This window comes from Rhodopseudomonas palustris, assembly GCF_003591005.1.
In the GTDB taxonomy this organism is placed as follows: Bacteria; Pseudomonadota; Alphaproteobacteria; order Rhizobiales; family Xanthobacteraceae; genus Rhodopseudomonas; species Rhodopseudomonas palustris_K.
This window is the reverse complement of record NZ_QYYD01000012.1, coordinates 106778-131729: the sequence shown is the minus strand read 5'-3', so window position 1 is coordinate 131729 and position 24952 is coordinate 106778. Positions and strand designations below refer to the sequence as shown.

General features: G+C 65.2%; 22 protein-coding genes and 1 tRNA gene. 18 read left to right on the top strand and 5 right to left on the bottom strand.

Annotated elements, in window-relative coordinates:
• Positions 1 to 5: 5 nt before the first annotated feature.
• The gene (gene rplU, locus D4Q52_RS13480; RefSeq protein WP_119857126.1) at positions 6 to 392 is read right to left on the bottom strand and encodes a 50S ribosomal protein L21; all 387 of its coding nucleotides are present in this window, start codon (positions 390 to 392) and stop codon (positions 6 to 8) included.
• Between the two features lie 330 nt (positions 393 to 722).
• On the opposite strand from rplU, the gene D4Q52_RS13475 reads away from it, so the two are divergent.
• Positions 723 to 1856: an ROK family protein gene (locus tag D4Q52_RS13475; RefSeq protein WP_119857078.1), complete on the top strand. Its 1134-nt coding sequence runs from the start codon at positions 723 to 725 to the stop codon at positions 1854 to 1856.
• 195 nt (positions 1857 to 2051) lie between these two features.
• A tRNA-Ser gene (locus D4Q52_RS13470) sits at positions 2052 to 2141 on the top strand.
• Positions 2142 to 2530: 389 nt separating this feature from the next.
• Here the strand turns inward: D4Q52_RS13470 and D4Q52_RS13465 are convergent.
• From D4Q52_RS13465 to D4Q52_RS13460, 3 genes are all read right to left on the bottom strand, one after another.
• Positions 2531 to 2959, bottom strand: a complete 429-nt coding sequence (locus D4Q52_RS13465) for a hypothetical protein (protein ID WP_147407794.1) — start codon at positions 2957 to 2959, stop codon at positions 2531 to 2533.
• Positions 2960 to 2964: 5 nt separating this feature from the next.
• Complete coding sequence (locus D4Q52_RS26245; protein WP_147407793.1) at positions 2965 to 3315, bottom strand: hypothetical protein; 351 nt, start codon at positions 3313 to 3315, stop codon at positions 2965 to 2967.
• A 96-nt stretch (positions 3316 to 3411) separates the two neighbouring features.
• Positions 3412 to 3666, bottom strand: a complete 255-nt coding sequence (locus D4Q52_RS13460; protein WP_119857076.1) for a hypothetical protein — start codon at positions 3664 to 3666, stop codon at positions 3412 to 3414.
• Between the two features lie 491 nt (positions 3667 to 4157).
• On the opposite strand from D4Q52_RS13460, the gene D4Q52_RS26760 reads away from it, so the two are divergent.
• The 9 genes from D4Q52_RS26760 (at position 4158) to D4Q52_RS13410 (ending at position 16221) form a co-directional block, all read left to right on the top strand.
• Positions 4158 to 4286, top strand: coding sequence for a site-specific DNA-methyltransferase (locus tag D4Q52_RS26760; protein WP_234831191.1), 129 nt, complete (start codon positions 4158 to 4160; stop codon positions 4284 to 4286).
• A gap of 118 nt (positions 4287 to 4404) precedes the next feature.
• Positions 4405 to 5043 (top strand): hypothetical protein, encoded by a 639-nt coding sequence (locus D4Q52_RS13450; RefSeq protein ID WP_119857075.1) that lies wholly within the window; start codon positions 4405 to 4407, stop codon positions 5041 to 5043.
• A gap of 395 nt (positions 5044 to 5438) precedes the next feature.
• The gene (locus tag D4Q52_RS13440) at positions 5439 to 5939 is read left to right on the top strand and encodes a 2Fe-2S iron-sulfur cluster-binding protein (RefSeq protein ID WP_119857073.1); all 501 of its coding nucleotides are present in this window, start codon (positions 5439 to 5441) and stop codon (positions 5937 to 5939) included.
• The gene (locus D4Q52_RS13435; protein ID WP_119857072.1) at positions 5936 to 6916 is read left to right on the top strand and encodes an FAD binding domain-containing protein; all 981 of its coding nucleotides are present in this window, start codon (positions 5936 to 5938) and stop codon (positions 6914 to 6916) included. The genes D4Q52_RS13440 and D4Q52_RS13435 overlap by 4 nt, the downstream gene beginning before the upstream one ends.
• Positions 6913 to 9117: a xanthine dehydrogenase family protein molybdopterin-binding subunit gene (locus D4Q52_RS13430; RefSeq protein ID WP_119857071.1), complete on the top strand. Its 2205-nt coding sequence runs from the start codon at positions 6913 to 6915 to the stop codon at positions 9115 to 9117. The genes D4Q52_RS13435 and D4Q52_RS13430 overlap by 4 nt, the downstream gene beginning before the upstream one ends.
• 284 nt (positions 9118 to 9401) lie before the next feature.
• Positions 9402 to 10469 (top strand): phosphotransferase family protein, encoded by a 1068-nt coding sequence (locus D4Q52_RS13425; protein ID WP_119857070.1) that lies wholly within the window; start codon positions 9402 to 9404, stop codon positions 10467 to 10469.
• Positions 10470 to 10548: 79 nt separating this feature from the next.
• Complete coding sequence (locus tag D4Q52_RS13420) at positions 10549 to 11331, top strand: SDR family NAD(P)-dependent oxidoreductase (protein WP_119857069.1); 783 nt, start codon at positions 10549 to 10551, stop codon at positions 11329 to 11331.
• Between the two features lie 220 nt (positions 11332 to 11551).
• Positions 11552 to 12772, top strand: coding sequence for a metallophosphoesterase family protein (locus D4Q52_RS13415; protein WP_119857068.1), 1221 nt, complete (start codon positions 11552 to 11554; stop codon positions 12770 to 12772).
• Entirely contained in the window at positions 12769 to 16221 is a 3453-nt protein-coding gene (locus D4Q52_RS13410) for a YhaN family protein (protein WP_119857067.1), read from the top strand. The genes D4Q52_RS13415 and D4Q52_RS13410 overlap by 4 nt, the downstream gene beginning before the upstream one ends.
• A 74-nt stretch (positions 16222 to 16295) precedes the next feature.
• Here the strand turns inward: D4Q52_RS13410 and D4Q52_RS13405 are convergent, their stop codons facing one another.
• Positions 16296 to 17618 carry an MFS transporter gene (locus D4Q52_RS13405; protein ID WP_119857125.1) on the bottom strand — a complete coding sequence of 441 codons (1323 nt, stop codon included), beginning with the start codon at positions 17616 to 17618 and terminating at the stop codon, positions 16296 to 16298.
• A gap of 186 nt (positions 17619 to 17804) precedes the next feature.
• On the opposite strand from D4Q52_RS13405, the gene cyoA reads away from it, so the two are divergent.
• The 7 genes from cyoA to D4Q52_RS13370 are packed head-to-tail and all read left to right on the top strand — an operon-like array spanning position 17805 to position 24765.
• Positions 17805 to 18959 (top strand): ubiquinol oxidase subunit II, encoded by a 1155-nt coding sequence (gene cyoA / locus D4Q52_RS13400; protein WP_119857066.1) that lies wholly within the window; start codon positions 17805 to 17807, stop codon positions 18957 to 18959.
• An 8-nt stretch (positions 18960 to 18967) separates the two neighbouring features.
• Complete coding sequence (cyoB, locus tag D4Q52_RS13395; protein ID WP_119857065.1) at positions 18968 to 20974, top strand: cytochrome o ubiquinol oxidase subunit I; 2007 nt, start codon at positions 18968 to 18970, stop codon at positions 20972 to 20974.
• Positions 20974 to 21603: a cytochrome o ubiquinol oxidase subunit III gene (gene cyoC, locus D4Q52_RS13390; RefSeq protein WP_119857064.1), complete on the top strand. Its 630-nt coding sequence runs from the start codon at positions 20974 to 20976 to the stop codon at positions 21601 to 21603. The genes cyoB and cyoC overlap by 1 nt, the downstream gene beginning before the upstream one ends.
• Positions 21600 to 21989, top strand: a complete 390-nt coding sequence (gene cyoD, locus D4Q52_RS13385; RefSeq protein ID WP_119857063.1) for a cytochrome o ubiquinol oxidase subunit IV — start codon at positions 21600 to 21602, stop codon at positions 21987 to 21989. Before cyoC ends, cyoD begins: the two co-directional genes overlap by 4 nt.
• Positions 21986 to 22837, top strand: a complete 852-nt coding sequence (locus D4Q52_RS13380; RefSeq protein ID WP_234831190.1) for an SURF1 family protein — start codon at positions 21986 to 21988, stop codon at positions 22835 to 22837. The genes cyoD and D4Q52_RS13380 overlap by 4 nt, the downstream gene beginning before the upstream one ends.
• Positions 22809 to 24203: an ATP-binding protein gene (locus D4Q52_RS13375; RefSeq protein WP_119857062.1), complete on the top strand. Its 1395-nt coding sequence runs from the start codon at positions 22809 to 22811 to the stop codon at positions 24201 to 24203. Before D4Q52_RS13380 ends, D4Q52_RS13375 begins: the two co-directional genes overlap by 29 nt.
• On the top strand, positions 24196 to 24765 hold the full coding sequence (locus D4Q52_RS13370) for a response regulator transcription factor (protein ID WP_119857061.1): 570 nt from the start codon (positions 24196 to 24198) through the stop codon (positions 24763 to 24765). Before D4Q52_RS13375 ends, D4Q52_RS13370 begins: the two co-directional genes overlap by 8 nt.
• Positions 24766 to 24952: the final 187 nt, after the last annotated feature.

Here is a 24952-nt window from a genome sequence, read left to right as displayed (position 1 = left end):
GCCGCTTATTCGGCGGCGTCGGCTGCGGGAGCCGCTTCGGCCTTGGCGCGCTTCGGCCGCGGACCGACCGTGGGCTTGGCGTTGTCCGCGAGGATCTCGGTGATGCGGAGCACCGTGATCTCGTCGCGGTAGCCGCGCTTGCGCTTCGAATTCTTGCGGCGGCGCTTCTTGAAGGAGATCACCTTCGGGCCGCGCTTGTGGTCCAGCACCTCGGCCGCGACGGTGGCGCCGGCCACGGTGGGAGCCCCGAGCATCGGCGTGTCACCGCCCAGCACCAGCACTTCGCCGAGCTGCACGATGCTGCCGACTTCGCCTTCGATCTTGCCTACTTCGAGCACATCTTCCGGAACGACGCGGTACTGCCGGCCGCCGGTTTTGATGACTGCGAACATCGTTTTCATCCTTCGTGTTCGATCCCAGCCTCGGTCGAGCCGGGCCGGCTTTTTGGTCAGTCGTTGTGGGTAGCGACCGCGAGAGCCGCCATTTTGATGCGAAAGGCCACGCCCTCTTAGGGGGCTTCGGCACGGGCGCACAAAGCAATTCGGCGCAGGACCTGCCCACGCCGGGTGCTCGACTTATAGCGGCGGGTCCTCGCCCGTCAAGCCGAAAACGGCAAAAACTCGAATCCCGTCAGACACAAGCCGAAGCCGCGATATCCCGAGCGCGGTGCAACCAACCGGTTCCGTCGCCGTTGTCAGGCGGCTTCACACGGGGAAATACGAATGGCTGAGGACACGCTGACCACCACAACCGCCGGCATTGCTGCGCATGGCTCTCCCCGGCTGCCGTCGGTGGACATCGACACCTACAACATCGAGCTCAAGGACGATGAAGGTTTCCTCGGCGACCGCGCCTCCAAGGGCGCATTCCAGCGCATCCTGGACGCTTCGCGCAAACCGCTGAAGAAGAACGGCGACGATCCGCTCGGCAAGAAAGACACCAAGGAAATCAGCAAGAGCACGCTCGACGAGTTGCTGGTCGGCGACGATGTCGCGGCCGCCGCGCTGGTGCACGGCGCGATCGAGGAATTTGCTCAGGAGCTGGCCTATGTGACGCGGCGCTTCCTGAAGACCAAGTCATGGGCCGGCACCGAGTGCATCGTGGTGGGGGGCGGTTTCCGCCAGAGCCGGGTCGGCGAACTGGCGATTGCCCGCTGCGACCTCTTGCTCAAGTCCGAAGGTTTCAACATCGATCTGGTGCCGATCCGGCACCATCCGGACGAAGCCGGCCTGATCGGCTGCCTGCATCTGGCGCCGTCCTGGATCTTCGAAGGCCACGACAGCATCCTGGCGGTCGATATCGGCGGCTCCAACATTCGCTGCGGCGTGGTCGAGACCGGATGGAAGAAGGCCAAGGACCTGTCCAAGGCGTCTGTCTGGAAGTCCGATCTGTGGCGCCACGCCGATGACGAGCCGACCCGCGAGGGCGCCGTCAAGCGCCTGACCAAGATGCTGAAAGACCTGCTCGCCGATGCCGAGAAGGAAGGCTTCAAGCTGGCACCGTTCATCGGCATCTCGTGTCCCGGCGTGATCAACGACGACGGCACCATCGAGAAGGGCGCCCAGAACCTGCCGGGCAACTGGGAGAGCAGCAAATTCCACCTGCCGCGCAGCCTGGTCGAGGGCATCCCGACCATCGGAGATCATGATACCGCGATCCTGATGCACAATGACGGCGTCGCGCAGGGCCTCAGCGAAGTGCCGTTCATGCAGGAATTCACCCGCTGGGGTGTCCTGACCATCGGCACCGGCCTAGGCAACGCCCGGTTCACCAACCGCAAGCCGAAAGACAAGGCCAAGAAGGACAAGTCCAAGGATAAGGACAAGGAAAAGGACCGCAAGGACAAGGACGACTGACGACGGGCTCGGCTTATGATCGTTGGCACGGGGGCGGCAAGGCGCCACCTCCTCGGCTGGCGGCCAACGCGGCAACCGCCGGCCCAGGCCGACAGTTTTATGGCGAAGCCCGATTGCCCCGCTTGTGAATCCGGCGCGGCTCCCTTAAGAACAGCGCCGACCACAACGGGCCGCAAGGCCCGGTCCCGGCGCCGCGGAGAGGTGGCAGAGTGGTTGATTGTACCGCACTCGAAATGCGGCATAGGTGCAAGCCTATCGGGGGTTCGAATCCCCCCCTCTCCGCCACGTTTTCCGGTGCTTCCGGCTTTCAATCTTGACGTGGTTTGACGCGCTATCGGTGGGCCGCGCAGGTTCGCACGCGGAATGTAACCCGCAAGATCAGATGGCACCGGGGCTATGAGGCGGGACAAGCCGGGACGACGCGGGATTTCGTTCGAAGTTGCAATAGCTTAGAGACGATCTGGCGGGTGGCGGCGCTGGTAATCGGTGCGAAAGATCAAATGGCAGTTGTGCCACCGACGTCGTCGGGCGCCATTCCGGAAAACCCAGATAAATCAATGAGGCCAGCGGCGAACTGGGAAATGGCTTCCCGGTTCGAACTCTTAAATTGGTGGCGAACAAAGGGTTAGCCGCGCGACTGAGCGGCGCCTTGAAATCGGAACTGGCAACGCGGCCTAGCCACCGGTGCCGAGCCGTTGAATACCCTTGAGGCAATCTACTGAGAGCGCATCCCATCGGGCGTATTGGCGTTCGTAGCTCGCGGGGCCACCCGTCATATTGCCAGCTTTGCCGGCTGCGATGAAGTCGACCACCGCCTTAGCCGCGGCGCTGCACACGGCCTTATCTTTATCCGGAAGCGGCAATTGCAACGCCGCCTGGAGCTGTTTCCCGGCCGTCGCCTGCTCTGTGTCGATGCGGTTCAGATCAGCTATCCCCGTGATCGCGATCCTCGCGTACTTCGCGGCTCTTTTAAGCTCGATGTACCAGTCTCTGGATTGCTCCCAACCTCCGGCGCAAGCGACTGAGATGGGTATGAGAGATAAGGCCGCACTGACGGCCGCGCAGCAACATCGGGATGCCTTTAAAATCATTGCCGCCACCATTAATCTCACTCTGCCAGGGCTACATCGCCTTCGCGGCAGAGGATGTGTATCCGCGTTGCGCGATCGAGGCTGGGGTCGAAGCGGACGTCATTCGCCGTCATAAATTCGGGCCAACGGAATTCGCGTCCTGATCCTGGGATGTCGACGCGATTCACCTTGAACCGGCTGTTGACGAGAATATTGCAGTTGGTCAGCGGCCCTCCCGTATTATTTCGAACAATCAAGACCTCACGATTTACGGAAACGGTCGCCTTGAGATGACCAGCCTCGTTCGCAGGTCCACAGCCCGCCAGCAGACCAAACGAAGCAGAAATGACTAGAGCCCTGCGCCGACAGGGCCCAGTGACGATCCTCATGGCCTTATCTTGTCCGATCTTGTCCGAAGTGGTGATTGCATCAGTTTGCCTCCGCCGCGAGAAACGAGTCCATGAGGGGCAGTCCGCGGACCAACATCAAGCCGAGGCTTTATCAGTGCCCGGCTCGGCTCGCGCGCTTCGGATTTCTGCACGCAACTGCGTAACGATCAACTTGATCATAGCACCGCGCTCCACAGGATCGGCCGTCGCCGCGGTGATCTCATCGTATTTGCGCGCAGCCATACGACCAAGGTCGATCATCGACAATCCGACACGCTCCTCCTTGTAAAGACGCTGGATTGCATCGACCACCCGCCCGAAAAGCTCCTCGTTCAGCCCCTTGTTCGTCAAGCGACGCCGGATCGGTCCGGCAACCGTCTATCTCGGAGACGCCCTCGAAATCCTTCCGACCCTAGGGCCGGTCGGCGACGTCCTGACCGACCCGCCATATTCGAGCGGCGGCAACGTCCGCGATCGGGCCATGGCCAGCACCGCGAAATATCTGAGCACGGGGCATCCGGCCTATCCCGAGTTTCAGGGAGACACCCGCGACCAGCGCTCCTTCCTGGCCTGGTCGACGCTCTGGATGGGGCGCGCGCGGGCGCTGACGCGCCAAGGGGCGCTACTGGTGTGCTTCTCCGATTGGAGGCAACTCCCGGTCACCAGCGACGCCCTGCAGTGCGCCCGCTGGGTCTGGCAGGGGGATTGTGCCCTGGGACAAGACGGAGGGCTCACGGCCGCAGAAAGGCCGCTACAGGGTGCAGGCCGAGTACGCGCTTTGGGGGACCAACGGCGCTCGGCCGCCGGTCGGGCCGGTCGCGCCCGGCGTCTTCCGGATGTCGGTGCCCAGGATTAAGCACCACGTCGCCGGCAAGCCGGTGGATCTGATGCTCGGCCTGATGGGCGTCATGGAAGGCCTGATCCTCGACCCGTTCATGGGTTCAGGCACGGTGGGCGTCGCCTGCATGTAGCGGGGGATGCCTTATGTGGGGATTGAGGTCGACGCCACTTATTTCGACATCGCCTGTGGCAGGTTGGAAGAAGCTTTGATTCTTTATTCCAGAGAAAAGGTAGCTGGAGAGTGAGCCGATGCAGCCACTTTTAGCATTGCCGTACGAAGTGCAGATTGTCCTATTGGCAGGGTATTTCGGCTACAAGGTCACCACTATCGGACGAAACGTATCACACCGAACCGAAGACTTTCTTCTCCAGGTTCTAGCGTTCGGGTCGATAGGTCGGATTGCGGCTGCTGGGTTCATCCAGTTGATCGCCTACTGTCGTGACACTCCGGTACCATTGCCCGAGAACATCCAGCTGGTTATCATTGCGGTGATCGCCCTCGTAGTCACGATGCTCGTGGCATTGGCTTGGCGCGGCGGTCTGCAGTCTAAATGGATCGGCTTCATGCAGATGATCCATCTTTACCGCGACGATCATCAAGGCTCCGTTTTATCTTCAATTGTCCAAGAAAAGGCGGTTTGGCCCAGCGTGCTGGTCCATTTCGACGATGGACGGATCTACGAATCTGATTTCCACCAGCTTTCGGAGAGGCCATTAGCCCATATCTGCCTGAACGATGATGGGATCGCGATGTACGTGACCAAAGTTCATCGGGAGGACGGCACCGAGGTTGATGTCGTCCACACCACTGATGAATATGGCTCTTCGATCAACTATTTCCCTCGCTCGAATATCGAGAGGATCGAGATTGCCTGGGAGAAAGGGTGATCAGCGTGTCGGCTTCGGCGGGGTGGCGGTTGACCCGCCGTTTCCGCTGGATGTGGCCGGCTTCGCTGATGCCCCTCCCTTCGGCGGTGATGCCGTGAGCGGCACCGCACTCCTTACCAAAGGCTTGGCACTGTCGCCCACTAACCTGTGGGACAGGTTACCGGGGCGGCAGCTGTTACCGCCAGCGTTCGACTTGCTCATGAATTTTCCTTCGCGCAATGATGGCTCGGGGGTGACCGAGCCTCTTCGGAGGTTGGACGATTCACTTCGGCTTGCGACGGAAATTGATGCCATCTGATCTTGCGCGCGCCGCCATTCGTTTGCGCGCTACACGCAATCACTTTAGAACCATTATGCCGGCGCGGCGTTGAGCGGGGGTCCTATGGAGTTCCACCATGCCGCTGACGATCAACGGAACCGAGCACAGTTTCTCAGGTGATCCGCGCACCACGCTGCTCGATTTCCTTCGCCGTGACTGCGGACTCACCGGCACCAAGAAGGGCTGCGATCACGGGCAGTGCGGCGCCTGCACGGTGCTGATCAACGGGCAGCGGATCAATTCGTGTCTGACGCTCGCGGTGATGCACGATGGAGACAGCGTCACCACCATCGAGGGGCTGGGCACGCCGGACGACATGCATCCGCTGCAATCGGCGTTCGTGCGACATGACGGTTATCAATGCGGCTACTGCACCCCCGGCCAAATTTGTTCGGCCGCCGGCATGTTGCAGGAAGCCGCGATGGGATGGCCGAGCTTCGTCACCGACGATCTGTCGGCTGAGGTCAGCCTGACCGCGGACGAGATCCGCGAACGCATGAGCGGCAATCTGTGTCGCTGCGGCGCCTATTCGAACATTGTCGACGCCATCACCGAGGTGAAGGAGGCGGGACGATGAGGCCGTTCGAATACACCCAGGCTCACGGGCTCGAACGCGCCGCGCTGCTGCTGCGCGATGGCGGGCGCGCGATTGCCGGCGGCACCAATCTGCTCGATTTGATGAAGCTCGAGATCGAAACCCCGAGCGAACTGGTCGATATCAATCGGCTACCGCTCGGCGGCATCGAGGCCGAGGGCGATGGCTTGCGGATCGGCGCGCTGGTCAGCAACAGCGTCTGCGCCGCGGACGAGCGCGTGCGCCGCGACTACCCGGTGCTGTCGCGCGCGATCCTGGCAGGCGCGACGTTTCAGCTGCGCAACAAGGCGACCACCGGCGGCAATCTGTGTCAGCGCACGCGCTGCAACTACTTCTACAATATCGAGACGCCGTGCAACAAACGCCAGCCGGGGAGCGGCTGTTCGGCGATCGGCGGGTTCAACCGGATCCACGCGGTTCTCGGCGCCAGCGATCAATGCATCGCCACCTATCCGGGCGACATGGCGGTGGCGCTGGCGGCGCTGAACGCGGTCGTCGAAATCGCCAAGCCGGACGGCCGCAAGCGCAGCGTGCCGGTCCGCGGCTTCCATCGGCTGCCGGGCGACACACCCGATAAAGACAATGTGCTCGAGCCGGGCGAAGTGATCACCGCGGTGCTGCTGCCGCCGCCGCGGGGCGGCCGCCAGATCTATCGCAAGGTGCGTGACCGCTCGTCTTATGCCTTCGCGCTGGTGTCCATCGCCGCGGTGGTCCGGATGGAGGGCGACAAGATCGCGGACGCCTCGCTGGCGTTCGGCAGCCTGGCGCACAAGCCGTGGCACGATCCGCGGATCGACGATCTGGTGCGCGGCAAGCTGCCGTCCGACGCGCTGATCGATCAAGCCGCCGATTTGCTGCTCGAAGGCGCCACCGGTTACGGCGCCAATGATTTCAAAATTCCGCTTGCCCGGCGAACCCTCAAGGCGGTGCTGCGCGAAGCCACGGGAGCTGCCGCATGACTCGCATGCTGACGATGGACAAGCCGGACGATCGCAACCGGCTCGATGCGATGGTGCAGGGCGTGATCGGCAAGCCGCTGGATCGCCCGGACGGCCCGGCCAAGACCACCGGCACCGCCAAATACGCGGCCGAATACACGATCGATGGCTGCGTCGAGGGCGTGCTGGTCACCGCGGCCATCGCCAAGGGCGAGGTCACGGCGATCGACGAGGGCTCGGTGCTGTCGCTGCCGGGTGTCATCGCGGTGATCAGCGACGACCGCATGATCGCCCGGCCCGCGCAGGGCGGCGCCGGCAAGTCGCCGATCCGCAATGTGCGTCAGGTAGCTTATCGCGGTCAGCCGATCGCATTGGTCGTGGCTGAGACGTTCGAACAGGCCCGCCATGCAGCCAAGCATCTGCGGGTCGCGTATCGCGAGGACGATGACGGCCTGCTCGATCCGCACGACAGCGACGCGCCGGTCGAGGTATTCGGCGAGCCGGTGCGACAGGGCGATCTCGAGCACGCGATGAGCACCGCCGCGCACGCGGTTGATGTCACCTACACCACAGAGGGCCACAACAGCGCGCCGATGGAGCCGCACGCCAGCATCGCGCAGTGGGACGGCGCGACCCTGACGCTGCATTCCAGCCTGCAGATGCTGCGCTACAACATCAAGGAGCTCGCCGACGCGATCGGGCTGTCGCCCGACAAGGTTCGGCTGCTGTCGCCTTATGTGGGCGGCGGATTCGGCTCGAAGCTTGGTATCAGCCCCGAGGGCGTCGCGGCGGCGGTGGCGGCGATGACGCTGAAGCGGCCGGTGCGCGTCGTGATGCTGCGCCAGCAGGTCTTCCAATGCGTGATGCGCCGCTCAGAGACGACGCAGCGGCTGCGGCTTGCCGCCGATGCCGATGGCCGGCTGATGGGCTTCGGCCACGAGGCGCGCGTGTCCAATCTGCCGGAGGAGGAGTTCGCCGAGCCGGTGACCCAGGCCAGCGAATTTCTCTATCCCGGCAAGGATCGCAGCCTTCGCGTCGATCTGACGCGGATCAATCTGATGACGGCGGGCTCGGTGCGTGCGCCCGGCGAGGCGGTCGGCATGCAGGCGCTTGAATCCGCGATGGATGAACTCGCCAACGCCATCGGCATCGATCCGGTCGAGCTGCGGCTGCGCAACATCCCGGATCGCCATCCGAGCGAGGATATTCCGTATAGTTCGCGCAAGCTCACGGAGTGCCTGAAAGCCGGCGCGAAGCGCTTCGGCTGGAACGGCGCCGATCGTCGGCCGTGCATGCGGCGCGAGGGGGAGTGGTGGATCGGGACCGGCATGGCGAGCGCCGCACGTGTCCACAATCTCAATGAAGCGCAGGCGCGGGTGACGCTGCGCCCGGACGGCACCGCCGAAGTTGCCTCCGACATGACCGACATCGGCACCGGCACCTATACGGTGCTCGGCCAGATCGCCGGCGAGATGCTCGGGCTCGATCCGCGCGACGTCGAGGTGCGGCTCGGTGATACGCAGTTTCCGCCGGGCTCGGGTTCGGGCGGCAGCTGGGGCGCGCCGTCGACCGGGTCGGCCGTGTTCGAGGCTTGCGAAGCGATCCGCATGCAGATCGCCGAGCGGCTCGGCTGCGCCGAGGATCAGCTCAAGCTTAAAGACGGATTCGCCGAAACCGGAAACCGGCGCATCGCCTTCACGGAGTTGCTCGCCGGCGAAGCCTTGGAGCAGGTCGGCCACTTCAAGAGCGGCAAGGTGAGCGAATCCTTCGCCACCGCGATGTATGGGGCGTTCTTCGTCGAAGTCGCCGTCAATGCCTATACGGGCGAAACCCGCCTTCGCCGTTTCGGCGGCACCTTCGGGTGCGGCCGTGTGCTCAACGCCAAGACGGCCACCTCGCAATGCATGGGCGGCATGGTCTGGGGCATCGGCAGCGCGCTCGGCGAGGACTTAGTGTTCGACAAGCGCTTCGGCCACATCGTCAATCCGGACTTCGGCGAGTATCACATCCCGGTCAATCTCGACGTGCCGCATCTCGATGTCGAACTACTCGACGAGCGCGATCCGGCGGCGAGTCCGCTGCAGGCCAAGGGTGTCGGCGAGCTGGGAATCTGCGGTGCGGCGGGCGCGATCTGCAACGCGATCTATCACGCCTGCGGCGTTCGCGTGCGCAGCTTTCCGATGACGCCGGACAAGATCCTCCCGGGCCTTCCGGACGTGTGATCTGTCGCTGCCGATCGCAGGTGTGTGCGTTGCATCACGCGTCCTCTCGCCACGTCTTGGCGGCGTCGGTATGCCCTGATCCCGTCTTGCGGAAATCCACGATTGCGTAGTGCCGACTCGCAGCGCCGCCCGGCCGAGCAGCCGATGCGTTCAGGCGGCTCGTCAGTTGACAAGCCACCTGGCGAGCCGCAAGACGCAGGCAGCGGGTAGCGCCGACTGGCTCGGACGAATGCGTCGACTCCAGTCAAACTGCGCCTTCGCGATCAATCGAGGAGCAAGGCGGCATGAAGACCACCGAACCGATTGCAGGCTACGACATCCCGGCCGTGGAGGCCTGGATCCGCACCAACGTCCCGGTGCTGGAGCCGCCGCTGCAGTGGACGCGGCTGCAAGGCGGTCACTCCAATCTGACCTATCTGATTGAAGACGCCGGTGGCCGCAAGGCAGTGATCCGCCGGCCGCCGCTCGGCGAGCTGCTGCCCAAGGCGCACGACATGCAGCGCGAATGGGCGCTGATCAGCGCGCTCGGTCCAACCGCGGTGCCGGTCCCGGCCGCGCTCGGCTTCTGCGACGATACAGAAGTGACCGGTGCGCGGTTCTACATCATGGGCCACGTCGACGGCCGGCCGCTCTACAGCGCCGACGATACGCGCCGCCTGGTGCCGGAATCGCAGCGCGAAAAGCTGGCGCATTCGTTCATCGACGTGCTGGCCGATCTGCATGAGGTCGACCCGGACACGGTCGGTCTCGGCGATCTCGGCAAGAAGGACAGCTACGTCGGCCGCCAGCTCAAGACCTGGTATCAGTCCTGGACGGCGTCGATCGAGCCGGCGAAATTCGACGATCCGCGCGCCCACAGTCTGCGCGAATTCCTGCTCGCGCAGCTACCGGATCAAGGTCCGGCGCGGATCGTGCACGGCGACTACGGCCTGCACAACACGCTGACCGGGCCGGACCACAGCATCGTCGCGGTGGTCGACTGGGAGATCTCCACACTGGGCGATCCCCTCGCCGACCTCGCTTACGCGCTGAACCAGTTTCCCGATCCCAGCGACCGCGATCGAGAATGGGGCGAAGCGCCGACTGCGGTACCGGGCTTTCCGACCCGCACCATGCTGGCAGATCGCTATGCGTCGCGCACCGGGCGGGATTTGTCGAAGCTCGATTACTACGTCGGCTTCAACCGCTGGAAGAGCGCCGCGATCGTTCACGGCGTCTATGCGCGCTACATGGCGGGGCAGAAGAGCGCCGAGGGCGTCGATCTGGATAATCTGCGGCGCCGCATCGGCGAGCAACTCGATCTCGCCGATCAGGCTATCGGGCGGCTGAAGCAGCACGGCCTATCAGCGTAGTCCGAGCGACCTCGTCCGCAGACGAAGCGCTGTGCCTTCGTCTGCCTCTGATAAGAAAATCAACAAGGGAGAAACACTGATGAAACTCGATTCCTCCGTTGCGGCGGTCGTCACCGGCGGCGCGTCCGGCCTTGGCGCGGCGACAGCGCGGGCACTGGCGGCGCAAGGCGTCAAGGTCGCGATCTTCGACTTCAACGACGAGAAGGGCGAAGCGGTCGCCAAGGAGATCGGCGGCGTATTCTGCAAGGTCGACGTCACCTCCGACGAGCAGGTCGATGCGGCTTTCGCCAAGGCGCGCGCGGCGCATCAGCAGGAGCGCATCCTGGTCAATTGCGCCGGCACCGGCAATGCGGTGAAGACCGCCGGCCGCGACAAGAAGACCGGCGAGCCGACGCATTTCCCGATCGACGCGTTCAACCGCATCATCCAGATCAATCTGGTCGGCACGTTCCGCTGCATCGCCAAGTCGGCCAAGGGCATGCTGTCGCTGCCGGCGCTGGACGACGGCGAGCGCGGCGCGATCGTCAACACCGCGTCGGTGGCGGCCGAAGACGGCCAGATGGGGCAGGCGGCCTATTCGGCTTCGAAGGCCGGCGTCGTCGGCATGACGCTGCCGATCGCGCGCGATCTGATGAGCGAAGGCATCCGCGTCAACACCATCCTGCCCGGCATCTTCAACACGCCGCTGCTGCAGGGCGCGCCGGAGAACGTCAAGGCGGCGCTGAGCGCCTCGGTGCCGTTCCCGAAGCGGCTCGGCATGCCGGACGAGTATGCCCAGCTGGCGCTTCTGATGATCACCAACGGCTACTTCAACGGCGAAGACGTCCGCCTCGACGGCGCCATCCGGATGGCGCCGCGCTGAGCGGCTGCGTCTCGACAAGCGCATAGGCGGATCGGGCGCTCCCATCGGGCCCGATCCGCAGCCGTTGCAAGCGGGGGCCGGGCAGGCACCGATCGACGCGAGATCGCAGGCTTGATCGCAAGCGCAGATTGAATTCTAAGGATGTCGGGCGTGCCGGGAATCGATCGCCAGCTGGTTGCTGTGCGTCCCGGTCGGCCCCCAATCCTCAGATGATCTCGCCATGCGCTTCACCTTCATTCATGCTGCTGATCTGCACATCGACAGTCCGCTGGCAGGGCTGCGCGCCAAGAACGAGGATGTGGCGCAGCGCTTTGCCGAAGCGGGACGCAAGGCCGTGCAGGCGCTGGTCGACGAAGCGATTGCCAGCAACGCCGCCTTCCTGATCATCGCCGGCGACATTTTCGACGGCGACTGGAAGGACGTCACCACCGGGCTGTTCTTCGTCGGCGCCATCGGGGCGCTGCATCGCGCCGGGATTCCGGTGTTCATCACCAGGGGAAATCACGACGCCGATAGCCTGATGTCACGCGATCTGCCTTATCCCGAGAGCGTCAAGGTGTTTCCGACCAAAGCCACGACGGTCGAACTCGACCGCTTCCGCGTGGCGCTGCACGGCCGCAGCTTTGCGGATCGCGTCAACGCGGATTTCGTCGCGAGCTATCCGGCGCGCCGCGACGGCTGGCTGAATATCGGTGTGCTGCATACCTCGCTCGACGGCACGCGCGGCCACGAGGGCTACGCGCCGTGCAGCGTCGATGACCTCAAGCGCTTCGGCTACGATTACTGGGCGCTCGGCCATGTCCACGCCGCCGAGATCATTCACCGCGACCCGTGGATCGTGTTTCCGGGCAATCTTCAAGGCCGCAGCGTTCGCGAGACCGGCGCTAAAGGCGCGATGCGCGTCACCGTCGAGGACGGCCGCATCGTCGACGTCACGCCGCTGGCGCTGGATAGCGCGCGTTGGGCGCATCTGACGATCGATATCACCGGCGTCGCGGACGAGACGCAAGTGTCGTCCGTGGTGAACGAGCGGCTTGCCGAACTGCATGCGCAGAGTGACGGCCGTGCGCTCGCGGTGCGCGTCACGCTGACCGGCGCGACGCCGCTGCACAACAGGCTGCTGGTCCGCCGCGAGGCGCTGCAGGACGATCTGCGCGCCGCCGCGCTGCATCTCGCCGCCGATTGCTGGATCGAGCAGCTCAAGCTCAAGACGACGCTGCCGGCGCAGACTGTCGTGCGGCCTGAAGGGGACGACATCGACGTTGCCGCCTTGCTCGCCGAAGGCGCTCAGGATCCCGGCTTTGCGGCCGCGCTGGCAGAGTTAGCCGAGACCATCAAGGCCAAATTGCCACGCGACGTGCAGGACGAATTCGCCGCGTCCGAACTGCTCGGCACGCTGTCCGACGATGCCCGGACGTTGCTGGCCGGAGAGCTGTCGTGAGAATCGAACAGCTGGCGCTGGAGCGCTACGGCATCTTCACCGACCGGATCGTGCCGTTCGCCCCGCAGGCGTCACTGCACATCGTGCTCGGCGCCAACGAGGCCGGCAAGACCTCGGCGCTGACGGCGATCGGCGATCTGCTGTTCGGCTTCGCCCCGCGCACCGACTACGACTTCAAGCACGACAGCAAGCTGCTGCGGCTCGGCGGCAGCTTTCGCCATTCCGATGGCCGCTTGATCACCGCGCGCCGGCGCAAGGGCAACAAGAACACGCTGCTCGATGCCGCCGATCAGCCGCTGCCGGACGATCATCTGGCGGCGCTGCTCGGCGACGTCACGCGCAGCAGTTTCAACCGCGAATTCGGCATGACCGCGCAGGCGCTGCGCGCCGGCGGCGACGAATTGCTCGGCGCCGGCGGGCGTTTGGCCGAGACATTGGCGGCGAGTTCGGCCGGCATGGCCGAGCTGTCGCGCATCAAGGACCGGCTGCAGCAGCAGGCCGACGACCTGTTCACGCCGCGCAAATCCGCCAGCAAGCCGTTCTACCTGGCGGCCGAGCGCCGTGACGCGGCCGACAAGGAGCTACGCGACGCCATCGTCACCAAAGACATGCTGCGGCAATTGCAGGGCGCGGTCGAGCAGGCCGCCGCCGAGCTGGAAAAGCTGAAGGCGGAGCACGCCGCCTGCGGCAGCACACTGGCGCGCTGGCAGCGCACGCTACGCGTTCGGTCGCCGCTGGCTCGCCTCGACCGGATTGAGGCCGAGCTGGCAGAGCTCGCAGATCTGCCGCAGGTGACCGAAGAAAACCTCACGGAATGGCGCACGGCGCTCGACAGCAAGACCGCGCGCGAGGCCGAGATCGCGGCGCTCGACGCCGCCGCGGCTGCGGATGCGGCCGAGATCGCGACGATCCATGTCGACGAGGCGCTGCTCGCCGAAGCCGGCACGATCGAGGCGTTGCGCGAGCGGCTCGGCGCGGTGCGCAAGGCGGCGTCCGACCTGCCGCGGCGGCGCCACGACCGCGCCAGCGCCGAGGCCACGCTGGACGACTGCGCCCGCAAGCTCGGCCTTCCGTCGCATGTCGAGCTGCTCACCGCGCTGCCGACCGATCCGGCGCTCGCCGAGGCACGCGACCGGCTCGAGAGGATGCGAAGCGCCACGAAGGAGTTGGCCGAGATCGAAGGCCGGCGCGAGCGGGCAAAGCGCGAACGCGACGCCCAAGCTGCGACCGGCGACGATCCGCATCTCGTCGATCTCGAACCACTACGCCAGCGCTTCGAGGCGCTCGGCGACATCCCGGCGCAGGAGGAGCGGCTGCGCCGCGACCGCGCCGCGCTGGCGGTGGAGCTGGAGGCGATCGGTTATGCGGTCGCTGCGCTCGATCCAGCGCCAGGCGCGCTGGAGCGAGTACGCGCGCTGCCGGTGCCCGACCGCGCGACAATCACCAAATTCGCCGCCGCTTTCGAGCTCAGCGAAACCGAGCTGAAGCGGCTTGATGCGGAGATAGCGAAACTCGACGATGCGATCGCCGCCTCCGACGCCGAGCTGGCGCGGCTGTCGAGCGCCGGCGCGGTGCCGACCAAGGACGATTTGATCGCAGCCCGACGGCTGCGCGACGATCGCCTGGGGGCGCTCTACGATGGTCTCGACGGCGATCGCGACGAACGCCGGCAGCGGTTCGACGGCGTCGCCGAGGCCTCGCGAGCGATCGACGGCATTACCGATTCACTGCTGACCGACACCGAACGCGCCACCCGGCACCAGGACGCGCAGCGGCGGATCGCAGAGACCCGCAGCGAACGCGAGCGCATCACCACGAAGCGGGCGAGCCTGCAGCAGGGACTGGCGGACATCGCGCAACGCTGGGCGAAAGTCTGGACCGCATCGGGGCTGCAACCGGTGGCCGCGCCCGACATGCTGCGCTGGCGCGACCGGCTCGACGACATCATCGGCCGACTGGACAAATGCGATCTGCAGCGGGCGGCGATTGACGCCCAGACGATGGCGCTGAGCGACGGCAAAGCGGCGATCATCGGCTTTCTCGACAGCGTCGGCCGCCCGGCCGATCCGAAGGCGCCCGCAGGCGTGCTGTATCGCGAAGCCAAGGGACGGTTCGACCAGCTGGTCACGGCGTGGAGCGACGCGAAGGCGCGTCAGGTCGCCAGGGAGCGGCTCGATCGCGATCTCGCCGAAGCCGATGCAGCGCGCGAGAGCTGCGAGCGCACCCTTGGGGATCTGCGGCAGCATTGGCCGCAGACGATGCAGGCGATCGGGCTTCCAGGCGAGGCATCGCCGGCGCAAGCCGAGGCTGCGCTCGCGGTGTGGAGTTCGGTCGGGGTGCCGCGCGCCAATCTCGATCGTGAGAGCCGCAGCGTCGATACCATCACGGCGGATCTGCAAGAGTTCGACAGCGATGTTGCCGACCTGGCGGCGCGTGTCGCGCCGGATCTGAGCAGCCTTGCGGCGCAGGAGGCGGTGCCGCGCCTCGCCGAGCGGCTCGACGAGGCCCGCCGCGGCAGCGAGGCGTGCCGGCGTCTACATGACAACGCCGCGAAGCGCGCGATCCGCCGCGGTGCCCTGGTCGCGCAGCTTTCAGCAAGCACCGACGCGCTGCAGCGTGCCAGCGACATCCTCAGCGCCGAACTCACGGCGGTGCCGGAGTTGCTGTCGCGGTTCGCCGACCGGCTGCAGTTGCAGTCCGAGCAAGCCGAGCTGCGTCGGCATCTGTTGGAAATCGCCGATGGTCAGGACGAGACCGCGCTGCGCCAGGAGCGCGAGGGCATCGATCTCGACCGGCTGCAGGCCGACATCGCCAGCGCGACCGAACTCCAATCGCAGCTGGTCAAGGATATCGGCGACGCCACCGTGGCCCATCATCAGCGCCAGCGTGAAGTCGACGCGCTGACCAAGGGACGCGACGCTGCCGGCGCGGCGAGCCGGCGCCGCGAGGCGGGCGCCGAGCTGCTGTCGGTTGCTGAAGACTGGCTGCTCAAGTCGGCGGCGGCGATGCTGGCCCGCCGCGTTGTCGAACTGCACCGCGCCAAGGTGCAGGACCCGATGGTGGCGCGCGCCGGTGAGCTGTTCGCGCTGGCGACGGCGGAGGCATTCGCCGGGTTGGGGATCGATTACGGCGATGAGGACGAGCCGACGCTGGTGGCGCGCCGCGCGTCGGGCGAACGCGTACCGCTGTCAGGACTGAGCGAGGGCACGCGCGATCAGCTGTTCTTGGCGCTGCGGCTTGCGCTGCTTGAACGCCGCGCGTCGGAAACGTTGCCGTTCATCGGTGACGATCTGCTCGCCAGCTTCGACGAGCGCCGCACCCTGGCGACGCTGCGCCTGCTGGCCGAAGCCGGCCGGCAGCGCCAGATGATCCTGTTCACCCATCACCGCCACGTCGCCGAACTCGCCGCGGCGCTGCCGGACCATCAGGTCGACCTGATCGAACTCTAAAGATGTGGCATGAAAAAAGCGGCCCGCGCTGCCGCGGACCGCTTTGATCATGAACTCGCGACGGAGCGTTGCGCCTAGCGATACTCTTCCGATTCGCGCAGGCCGCTGATCCACAGCGCCAGCACGGTGACCACGGCGCCCGACAGCAGATAGGCACCCGAGGCGAGCAGGCCGAAATCGGTGGCGAGCAGCAGCGCGGCGAGCGGCGCGAAGCCGGCGCCGAACAGCCACGCCAAGTCGGCGGTCAGCGCCGAGGCGGTGTAGCGATAGGCCATGCGGAAGCTCGAGGCGATCGCGCCGGACGATTGGCCGAACGACAGGCCGAGCAGCACGAAGCCGAGCATCATGTAGACCGACTCGCCGACCGCGCCGGCGTCGAGCAGTTGCGGCGCGAAGCCGCTGAACACTGCGATCGCCACCGCCGAGCCGATCAGCAGCGGCTTGCGGCCGATGCGGTCCGCCAGATAGCCCGACGCGATGATCGCCAGCACGCAGACCGCGGCGCCGATCGCTTCGATGATCAGGAAGCGCACCGGGCTTTCGCGGGTGAACAGGAACACCCAGGACAGCGGGAACACCGTCACCATGTGGAACAGTGCGAAGCTGGCCAGCGGCGCGAAGGCGCCGATCACGATATTGCGGCCTTCGTGACGGATCGTGTTGCTGACGCGGCCGGGCTGCAACTCGCGGCTTTCGAACAGCGAGGAATATTCCGGCGTCACCACCATGCGCAGCCGGGCGAACAGCGCCACCACGTTGATGGCGAAGGCGACGAAGAACGGGTAGCGCCAGCCCCAGCCGAAGAAGTCCTCGGACGACAGGTGCCCGGCGAAATAGGCGAACAGCGCCGAAGCGACGATCAGGCCGAGCGGCGCGCCGAGCTGCGGGATCATGGCGTACCAGCCGCGCTGCTCTTTTGGGGCATTCAGCGCCAGCAGCGAGGCGAGGCCGTCCCAGGCGCCGCCCCAGGCCAGACCCTGCGCGGCGCGGGCCAGCGCCAGCAGCCAGATCGAAGCCGCGCCGATCTCGTAATAGCCGGGCAGGAACGCGATCGCCACGGTGGCGGTGCCGAGCAGCAGCATCGCGCTGATCAGCTTGGCGCTTTTGCCGTAGGTGCGGTCGATTGCCATGAAGATCACCGAGCCGAACGGCCGGGCGATGAAGGCGATCGCGAAGATCGCGAACGAATACAGGGTGCCGTTCAGCTCGCTAGCGAACGGGAATACCAGACGCGGGAACACGATCACCGACGCGATGGCATACACGAAGAAGTCGAAGAACTCGGCCGTCCGGCCGATGATGACGCCGATGGCGATATCGTTCGGGTTGGCATGCTTGTGTGCCGGATCCGAGCCAAGCCCCGCCGTCGTGGTTCCCGCTGTGGTGGTGTCCGTCATCGCCTCTGCCATTGAAATGTCGAAGGAAAATGTTGCTAGCGCTTCTCACTTTTAAAAGCGATCGCAGCCTTGTTTGATTGCTGATCCCGCACCGCAACATTGGACAAATTGTCCAATGTCCGGATTGTTGCGCCGCAGCTAGCTCGTGTCCCTGCGAGATATTCTCATTCTCAAAGGGCGGATCGCGTGTCACGACTAAAGTTCCTGCTGCTTCTACCCCTGGCCGTACTCTTGAGCGGCTGCAACTTTGTGGTGATGGCGCCGGCCGGCGATGTGGCGGCCCAGCAGCGCGATCTGATCATCGTGTCGACCGTCCTGATGCTGCTGATCGTGCTGCCGGTGATGGCGCTGACGGTGTGGTTTGCCTGGCGCTATCGACATAACAACGACGCCGCCAAATACGATCCGGACTGGGATCATTCGACCGGCCTCGAGCTGGTGATCTGGTCGGCACCGCTGCTGATCATCATCTGCCTCGGCGCGATCACCTGGATGGGCACCCATCTGCTCGATCCCTATCGGTCGCTCGACCGGATCGCCGCCAACCGCCCGATCGATCGCGACAAGGCGCCGCTCGAGGTCAACGTCGTGGCGCTCGATTGGAAGTGGCTGTTCATCTATCCGGAATACGGCATCGCCTCGCTCAACGAGATGGCCGCGCCGGTCGATCGGCCGATCAATTTCCGCATCACCTCGTCCTCGGTGATGAACTCGTTCTACGTCCCGGCGCTCGCCGGCATGATCTACGCCATGCCCGGCATGGAGACCAAGCTGCACGCGGTGATCAACCACGCCGGCAACTATCGCGGCCTGTCGGCGAACTACAGCGGCGCCGGCTTCTCCGGCATGCACTTCGCCTTCCATGGCCTCGATGACGCCGGCTTCGACCAGTGGATCGCCCGCGCCAAGGCCAGCCCGGACAAGCTTGGCCGCCCGGAATATCTGCAGCTCGAGCGTCCGAGCAGCAACGAGAAGCCGCGGATGTTCGGCACCGTCGACGGCGACCTGTTCCGCGCCATCCTCAATATGTGCGTCGACACCGGCAAGATGTGCATGAGCGAGATGATGGCGATCGACGCCCGCGGCGGCTCCGGCATGGCCGGCCTCAACAACACCCTGCCGCTGGCTTACGACAAATACGCCCGCCGCGGCACGACGCTCGGGCCGCAGCCGTCCTTCGTGGCCGGCATCTGCACCCCGGAAGAACCGCAAGGCCGCGCCACTGCTCAGGTCCGTGAATCCACGCCGCTGCTCGGCGCCGGACTGAAGCGGCCGTCGCTGGCGCCGCTCGGCTCCTCTACCTCGCTCCTGTTCGGCTCCACGTCGAAGTCCCAATCCTGAGGGATCGCATGTTCTCCAATTTCGATATCGTCAAAGCGATCTTTGGCCGGCTGTCGCTGGATTCGCTGCCTCTCCACGAACCGATCGTCGTGCTCACCTTCGTGGCCGTCGCCTGCGGCGGCGCCGCGCTGGTTGCCGGCCTCACCTATTTCAAGCTGTGGGGCTATCTGTGGCGCGAGTGGTTCACCACCGTGGACCACAAGCGCATCGGCATCATGTACATGATCCTCGGCATCGTCATGCTGCTGCGCGGCTTCGCCGACGCCATCATGATGCGGCTGCAGCAAGCGATGGCGTTCGGCGGCTCCGAGGGCTATCTCAACGCGCATCACTACGATCAGGTGTTCACCGCCCACGGCGTGATCATGATCTTCTTCGTGGCGATGCCGCTGGTCACCGGCCTGATGAACTACGTCGTGCCGCTGCAGATCGGCGCCCGCGACGTGTCGTTCCCGTTCCTCAACAATTTCAGCTTCTGGATGACGGTCGGCGGCGCCGTGCTGGTGATGATCTCGCTGTTTGTCGGCGAGTTCGCCCGCACCGGCTGGCTGGCCTATCCGCCGCTGTCGAATATCGGGTACAGCCCAGATGTCGGGGTCGATTACTACATATGGGCCCTGCAGGTCGCCGGCGTCGGCACGACGTTATCGGGCGTCAACCTGATCTGCACCATCGTCAAGATGCGGGCGCCCGGCATGACGATGATGCGCATGCCGATCTTCACCTGGACATCGCTGTGCACCAACGTGCTGATCGTCGCGTCCTTCCCGGTGCTGACCGTGGTGCTGGCGCTGCTGTCGCTCGACCGCTATGTCGGCACCAACTTCTTCACGAACGACTTCGGCGGCAACCCGATGATGTACGTGAACCTGATCTGGATCTGGGGCCATCCTGAAGTCTACATCCTGATCCTGCCGGCGTTCGGCATCTTCTCGGAAGTCACCGCGACGTTCTCGGGCAAGCGGCTGTTCGGCTACACCTCGATGGTCTACGCCACGGTCGTCATCACCATCCTGTCGTATCTGGTGTGGCTGCACCACTTCTTCACGATGGGCTCGGGCGCCAGCGTCAACTCGTTCTTCGGCATCACCACGATGATCATCTCGATCCCGACGGGCGCGAAGATGTTCAACTGGCTGTTCACGATGTATCGCGGCCGCATCCGGTTCGAACTGCCGATGATGTGGACCATCGCCTTCATGCTGACCTTCGTGATCGGCGGCATGACCGGCGTGCTACTGGCGGTGCCGCCGGCCGACTTCGTGCTGCACAACAGCCTGTTTCTGGTCGCGCACTTCCACAACGTGATCATCGGCGGCGTGGTGTTCGGCGCGTTCGCCGGCATCGTCTACTGGTTCCCCAAGGCGTTCGGCTTCAAGCTCGATCCATTCTGGGGCAAGATCTCGTTCTGGAGCTGGGTGGTCGGCTTCTATCTCGCCTTCATGCCGCTCTACGTGCTCGGCCTGATGGGCGTGACCCGCCGGCTGCGCGTGTTCGACGATCAGAGCCTGCAGATCTGGTTCGTCCTGGCCGCGATCGGCGCCGGCCTGATCGCGATCGGCATCGCGGCCTTCCTGATCCAGATCGCCGTCAGCGTGCTGCGCCGCGAGCAACTGCGGGACGTCACCGGCGATCCGTGGAACGCCCGCACCCTGGAGTGGGCGACGTCGTCGCCGCCGCCGGACTACAACTTCGCCTTCACCCCGATGGTGCACAACACCGACGCGTGGTGGGAGATGAAGCGCGCCGGCTACAAGCGCCCGCTCAGCGGCTTCAAGCCGATCCATATGCCGAGCAACACCGGCACCGGCATCATCCTCGCGGGTCTTGCCACCGTCGTCGGGTTCGGCCTGATCTGGTACATCTGGTGGCTGGCGGCGCTGGCGTTCATCGCGCTGCTGGCGGTCGCGATCGGCCACACCTTCAACTATCACCGCGACTACCACATCCCGGTTGAGGACGTGGTGCGGGTCGAAGAAGAGCGGACCCGTCTGCTCGCTGCGGGAGCCAAGTGATGAGTGTCGCCGTCGCCAATCCAAAGGACGCCGATCTGGTCTTCCACGTCGTCGACGAACACGCCCATCCGGAAGGCTCGAGCACCATGCTCGGGTTCTGGCTGTACCTGATGAGCGACTGCCTGATCTTCGCGATCCTGTTCGCCACCTATGGCGTGCTCGGCAGCAACTACGCGGCCGGCCCGGCGCCGAAGGATCTGTTCGACCTCAAGCTGGTCGCGCTCAACACCGCGATGCTGCTGCTGTCGTCGATCACCTACGGCTTCGCCATGCTGACCATGGAGAAGCGCCAGGTCGGCGCCACCCAGATGTGGCTGGCGATCACCGGCCTGTTCGGCCTCGCCTTCCTCAGCATCGAACTCTACGAGTTCCATCACATGATCCATGAAGGCGCGACGCCGCAGCGCAGCGCCTTCCTGTCGTCATTCTTCACGCTGGTCGGCACCCACGGTCTGCACGTCACCTTCGGCATCATCTGGCTGGTGACGTTGATGACCCAGGTCGCCCGCAAGGGGCTGATCGAGGCCAATCGCCGCCGCCTGATGTGCCTCAGCATGTTCTGGCACTTCCTCGACGTGGTCTGGATCGGCGTCTTCACCTTCGTGTATCTCTTGGGAGTGCTGCGATGAGCATCAACAATCCGCCCGTCGACGCCCACGGCGAGGACCACCACGGCCATCCCGACGCGCATGCGCACGGCTCGCTGAAGAGCTATCTGATCGGCTTCGGCCTGTCGGTGGTGCTGACCGCGATTCCATTTTGGCTGGTGATGAGCGGCGCGATCGCCGACAAGTCGATCACCGGCCTCATCATCATGGCATTCGCGGCGGTGCAGATCGTCGTGCACATGATCTACTTCCTGCACATGAACACCTCGTCCGAGCAGGGCTGGACCATGATGGCGCTGATCTTCACCATCGTCATGGTGGTGATCGCGCTCGCCGGATCGCTGTGGGTGATGCACCACCTCGTCACCAACATGATGCCGGTGCACAACATGGTGCCGCCGAAGTGACGGAGCCGGGGATCGCAAGCCCCGGCGATGCGCCCGCGCGGGGCAATGATCCTGCGCGCCGCCCGTCGCTATGGCTGACGATCCCGGCGCTGCTCGGCGTCGTCCTGCTGATCGCCCTCGGCGTCTGGCAGATCGAGCGGCGGGCCTGGAAGCTGGCGCTGATCGACCGCGTCGACGCCCGCATCCACGCCGCGCCCGCGCCGCTGCCGGCCGAAGCGGCTTGGCCGACGCTCACGGCCGCCAACGACGAATATCGCCGCGTCACCGCGACCGGCCAGTTCCAGCTCGATCGCGAAACGCTGACGACGGCCGTCACTGAAGCCGGCGGCGGCTTCTGGGTCATCACGCCGCTCCTGCTCGCGGATGGCCGCACAGTCTTGGTCAACCGCGGCTTCATCCCGCCCGAGCGGCGCGACCGCGCATCGCGCCGGGCCGGCGAGCCGGATGAGCCGGTGACGGTGACCGGCCTGCTGCGCATCAGCGAACCGCGCGGCGGCTTCCTGCGACACAATGATCCAGCCGAGGATCGCTGGTACTCGCGGGACGTGCAGGCGATTGCGGCTGCGCGCGGCCTCGGTGATGCCGCGCCCTTCTTTGTCGATGCCGATGCCTCGCTCAATGTAGCCGGTCAGCCAATCGGCGGCCTGACGGTGGTGCAGTTCCCCAACAACCATCTGACCTATGCGCTCACGTGGTTTTGCCTGGCCTTTATGCTGGCCGGCTGGCTTGTTGTGGGCTTTGCGGGCGAATATCTGCGAGGGGCACGCGCCAGGCGCCAATCCGGCGTCGGGGCGCGATCCGCCCTTTCGACAGGATCAAATGCTGGACCGATCGCCGAGCATCGCTGACGACAAGACAGGTTGGCGGACCCGGGCCGACGATCCGTCCGCGTCGATCACAGCACGGTCCAGCGACGAAGCCCTGGCCCCGCTCGGCACCTCGACACCCGACGACGAAACCGACCGCAAGAACATGTCGCTGCTGATCCAGCTGCGCTGGACCGCGGTGGTCGGTCAGATCGTCACCATTGCGGCGGTGCATCTGTGGCTGGGTGCGCCGCTGCCGGTGGCGCCGATGGGGCTCGTCATCCTCGGGCTGATCGCGCTCAACATCGCCAGCCTGATGTGGATGCGCTACCGTTTCGCGATCAGCAACCACGACCTGCTGATCGCGCTGATCCTCGACGTGATCGCGCTGACCGCGCAGCTGTATCTCAGCGGCGGCGTCACCAATCCATTTACCTCGCTGTATCTGCTGCAGGTGACGCTCGGCGCCGTGCTGCTCGACAGCCGCTCGAGCTGGTCTCTGGTCGCCGTGGTGTTCACCGCGATCATCTGGCTGACCGAAGCGTCGCGGCCGCTGGCGCTGCCGGAATGGGCCGGCGACCCGGTGAACCTGCGGGTCGGCGGCATGCTGCTCGGATTCGCGCTGAACGCGGTGCTGCTGGTGGTGCTCGTCACCCGCATTCATCGCAACCTACGCGACCGCGACGCGCATCTCGCCTCGCTGCGCCAGCACGCCGCCGAGCAGGACCACATCGTCCGCATGGGCCTCTTGGCGTCAGGCGCCGCGCATGAACTCGGCACGCCGCTGGCGTCGGTCTCGGTGATCCTCAGCGACTGGCGCCGGATGCCGGCGCTGACCAGTAATCGCGAGCTGGCTGAAGATCTCGCCGAGATGGAGACGGCTCTGAAGCGGTGCCAGTCGATCGTGACCGGCATTCTGGTGTCGGCGGGCGAGGCGCGCGGTGAAGGCTCGTCGCCGACCACCGTGGCGGAATTCCTCGAAGCGCTGGCCGAGGAGTGGCGCAACGCCCGCAGTCGCACCACATTGCATGTGGTCAACGCCTTCGGCGAGGATCTGCCGATCGTCTCCGACGTGACGCTGAAGCAGGCGGTGTTCAACGTCCTCGACAACGCGTTCGAAGTGTCGCGCTACTGGATCGAACTGTTGGCCGAGCGCGACGGCGATAATCTCGTGCTGTCGATCAGCGACCGCGGTCCCGGCTTCTCCAAGGAGATGCTGGCACAGCTCGGCAAGCCGTATCAGTCGAGCAAGGGGCGGGCCGGCGGCGGGCTCGGCCTGTTCCTGGTGATGAACGTGGTGCGTAAGCTCGGCGGCTCGATGACCGCCGAGAACCTCCGCAACCGCGGCGCCAAGGTTAAATTGATCCTGCCACTTTCGACTCTCGCGATCGGACAGAATTTTGACTGATACCGAACAGCACGCCGACCAACGCTTCGATGCCGAAGATCGCTCGCTACTGATCGTCGAGGACGATTCCGGCTTCGCCAAAACGCTGAAACGCTCGTTCGAGCGCCGCGGCTATACGGTGGTGCATGCCTTCACCATCGAAGAGGTGCGAGAGGCGCTCGAAGAGCGGTCGTTCGGCTATGCGGTGGTCGATCTCAAGCTCGGCGTTGCGTCGGGTCTGGCCTGCGTCGAGCTGCTGCACGCGCAGGATCCGGAGATGCTGATCGTGGTTCTCACCGGTTTCGCCAGCATCGCCACCGCTGTCGAGGCGATCAAGCTCGGCGCCTGTCATTACCTGGCCAAGCCGTCCAACACCGACGACATCGAGGCCGCGTTCCGCAAGGCCGAAGGCAATGCCGACATCGCGCTGGCGAGTCAGCCGACCTCGATCAAGACGCTGGAGTGGGAACGCATCCACCAGACGCTGATCGACAGCGAGTTCAACATCTCCGAAGCCGCCCGCCGCCTCGGCATGCACCGCCGCACGCTAGCCCGCAAGCTGGAGAAGCGGCAGGTCCGCTGATCGTGCCGGGCGAAGATGACCGGGACTTCGTCACTCACCGGCCGTCCGTCTGCCGCTGCCTTTTCCAAATCGCCATCGACGGCTGCCGCACCGATGAAGCCGGATCGTGATCGCGGCGCGGCCTTGGCACGTTGAGTCGCTATGGTGCATTGCGGTCTGGCTTCCCGTGTAGCCTATCAACCCTTGA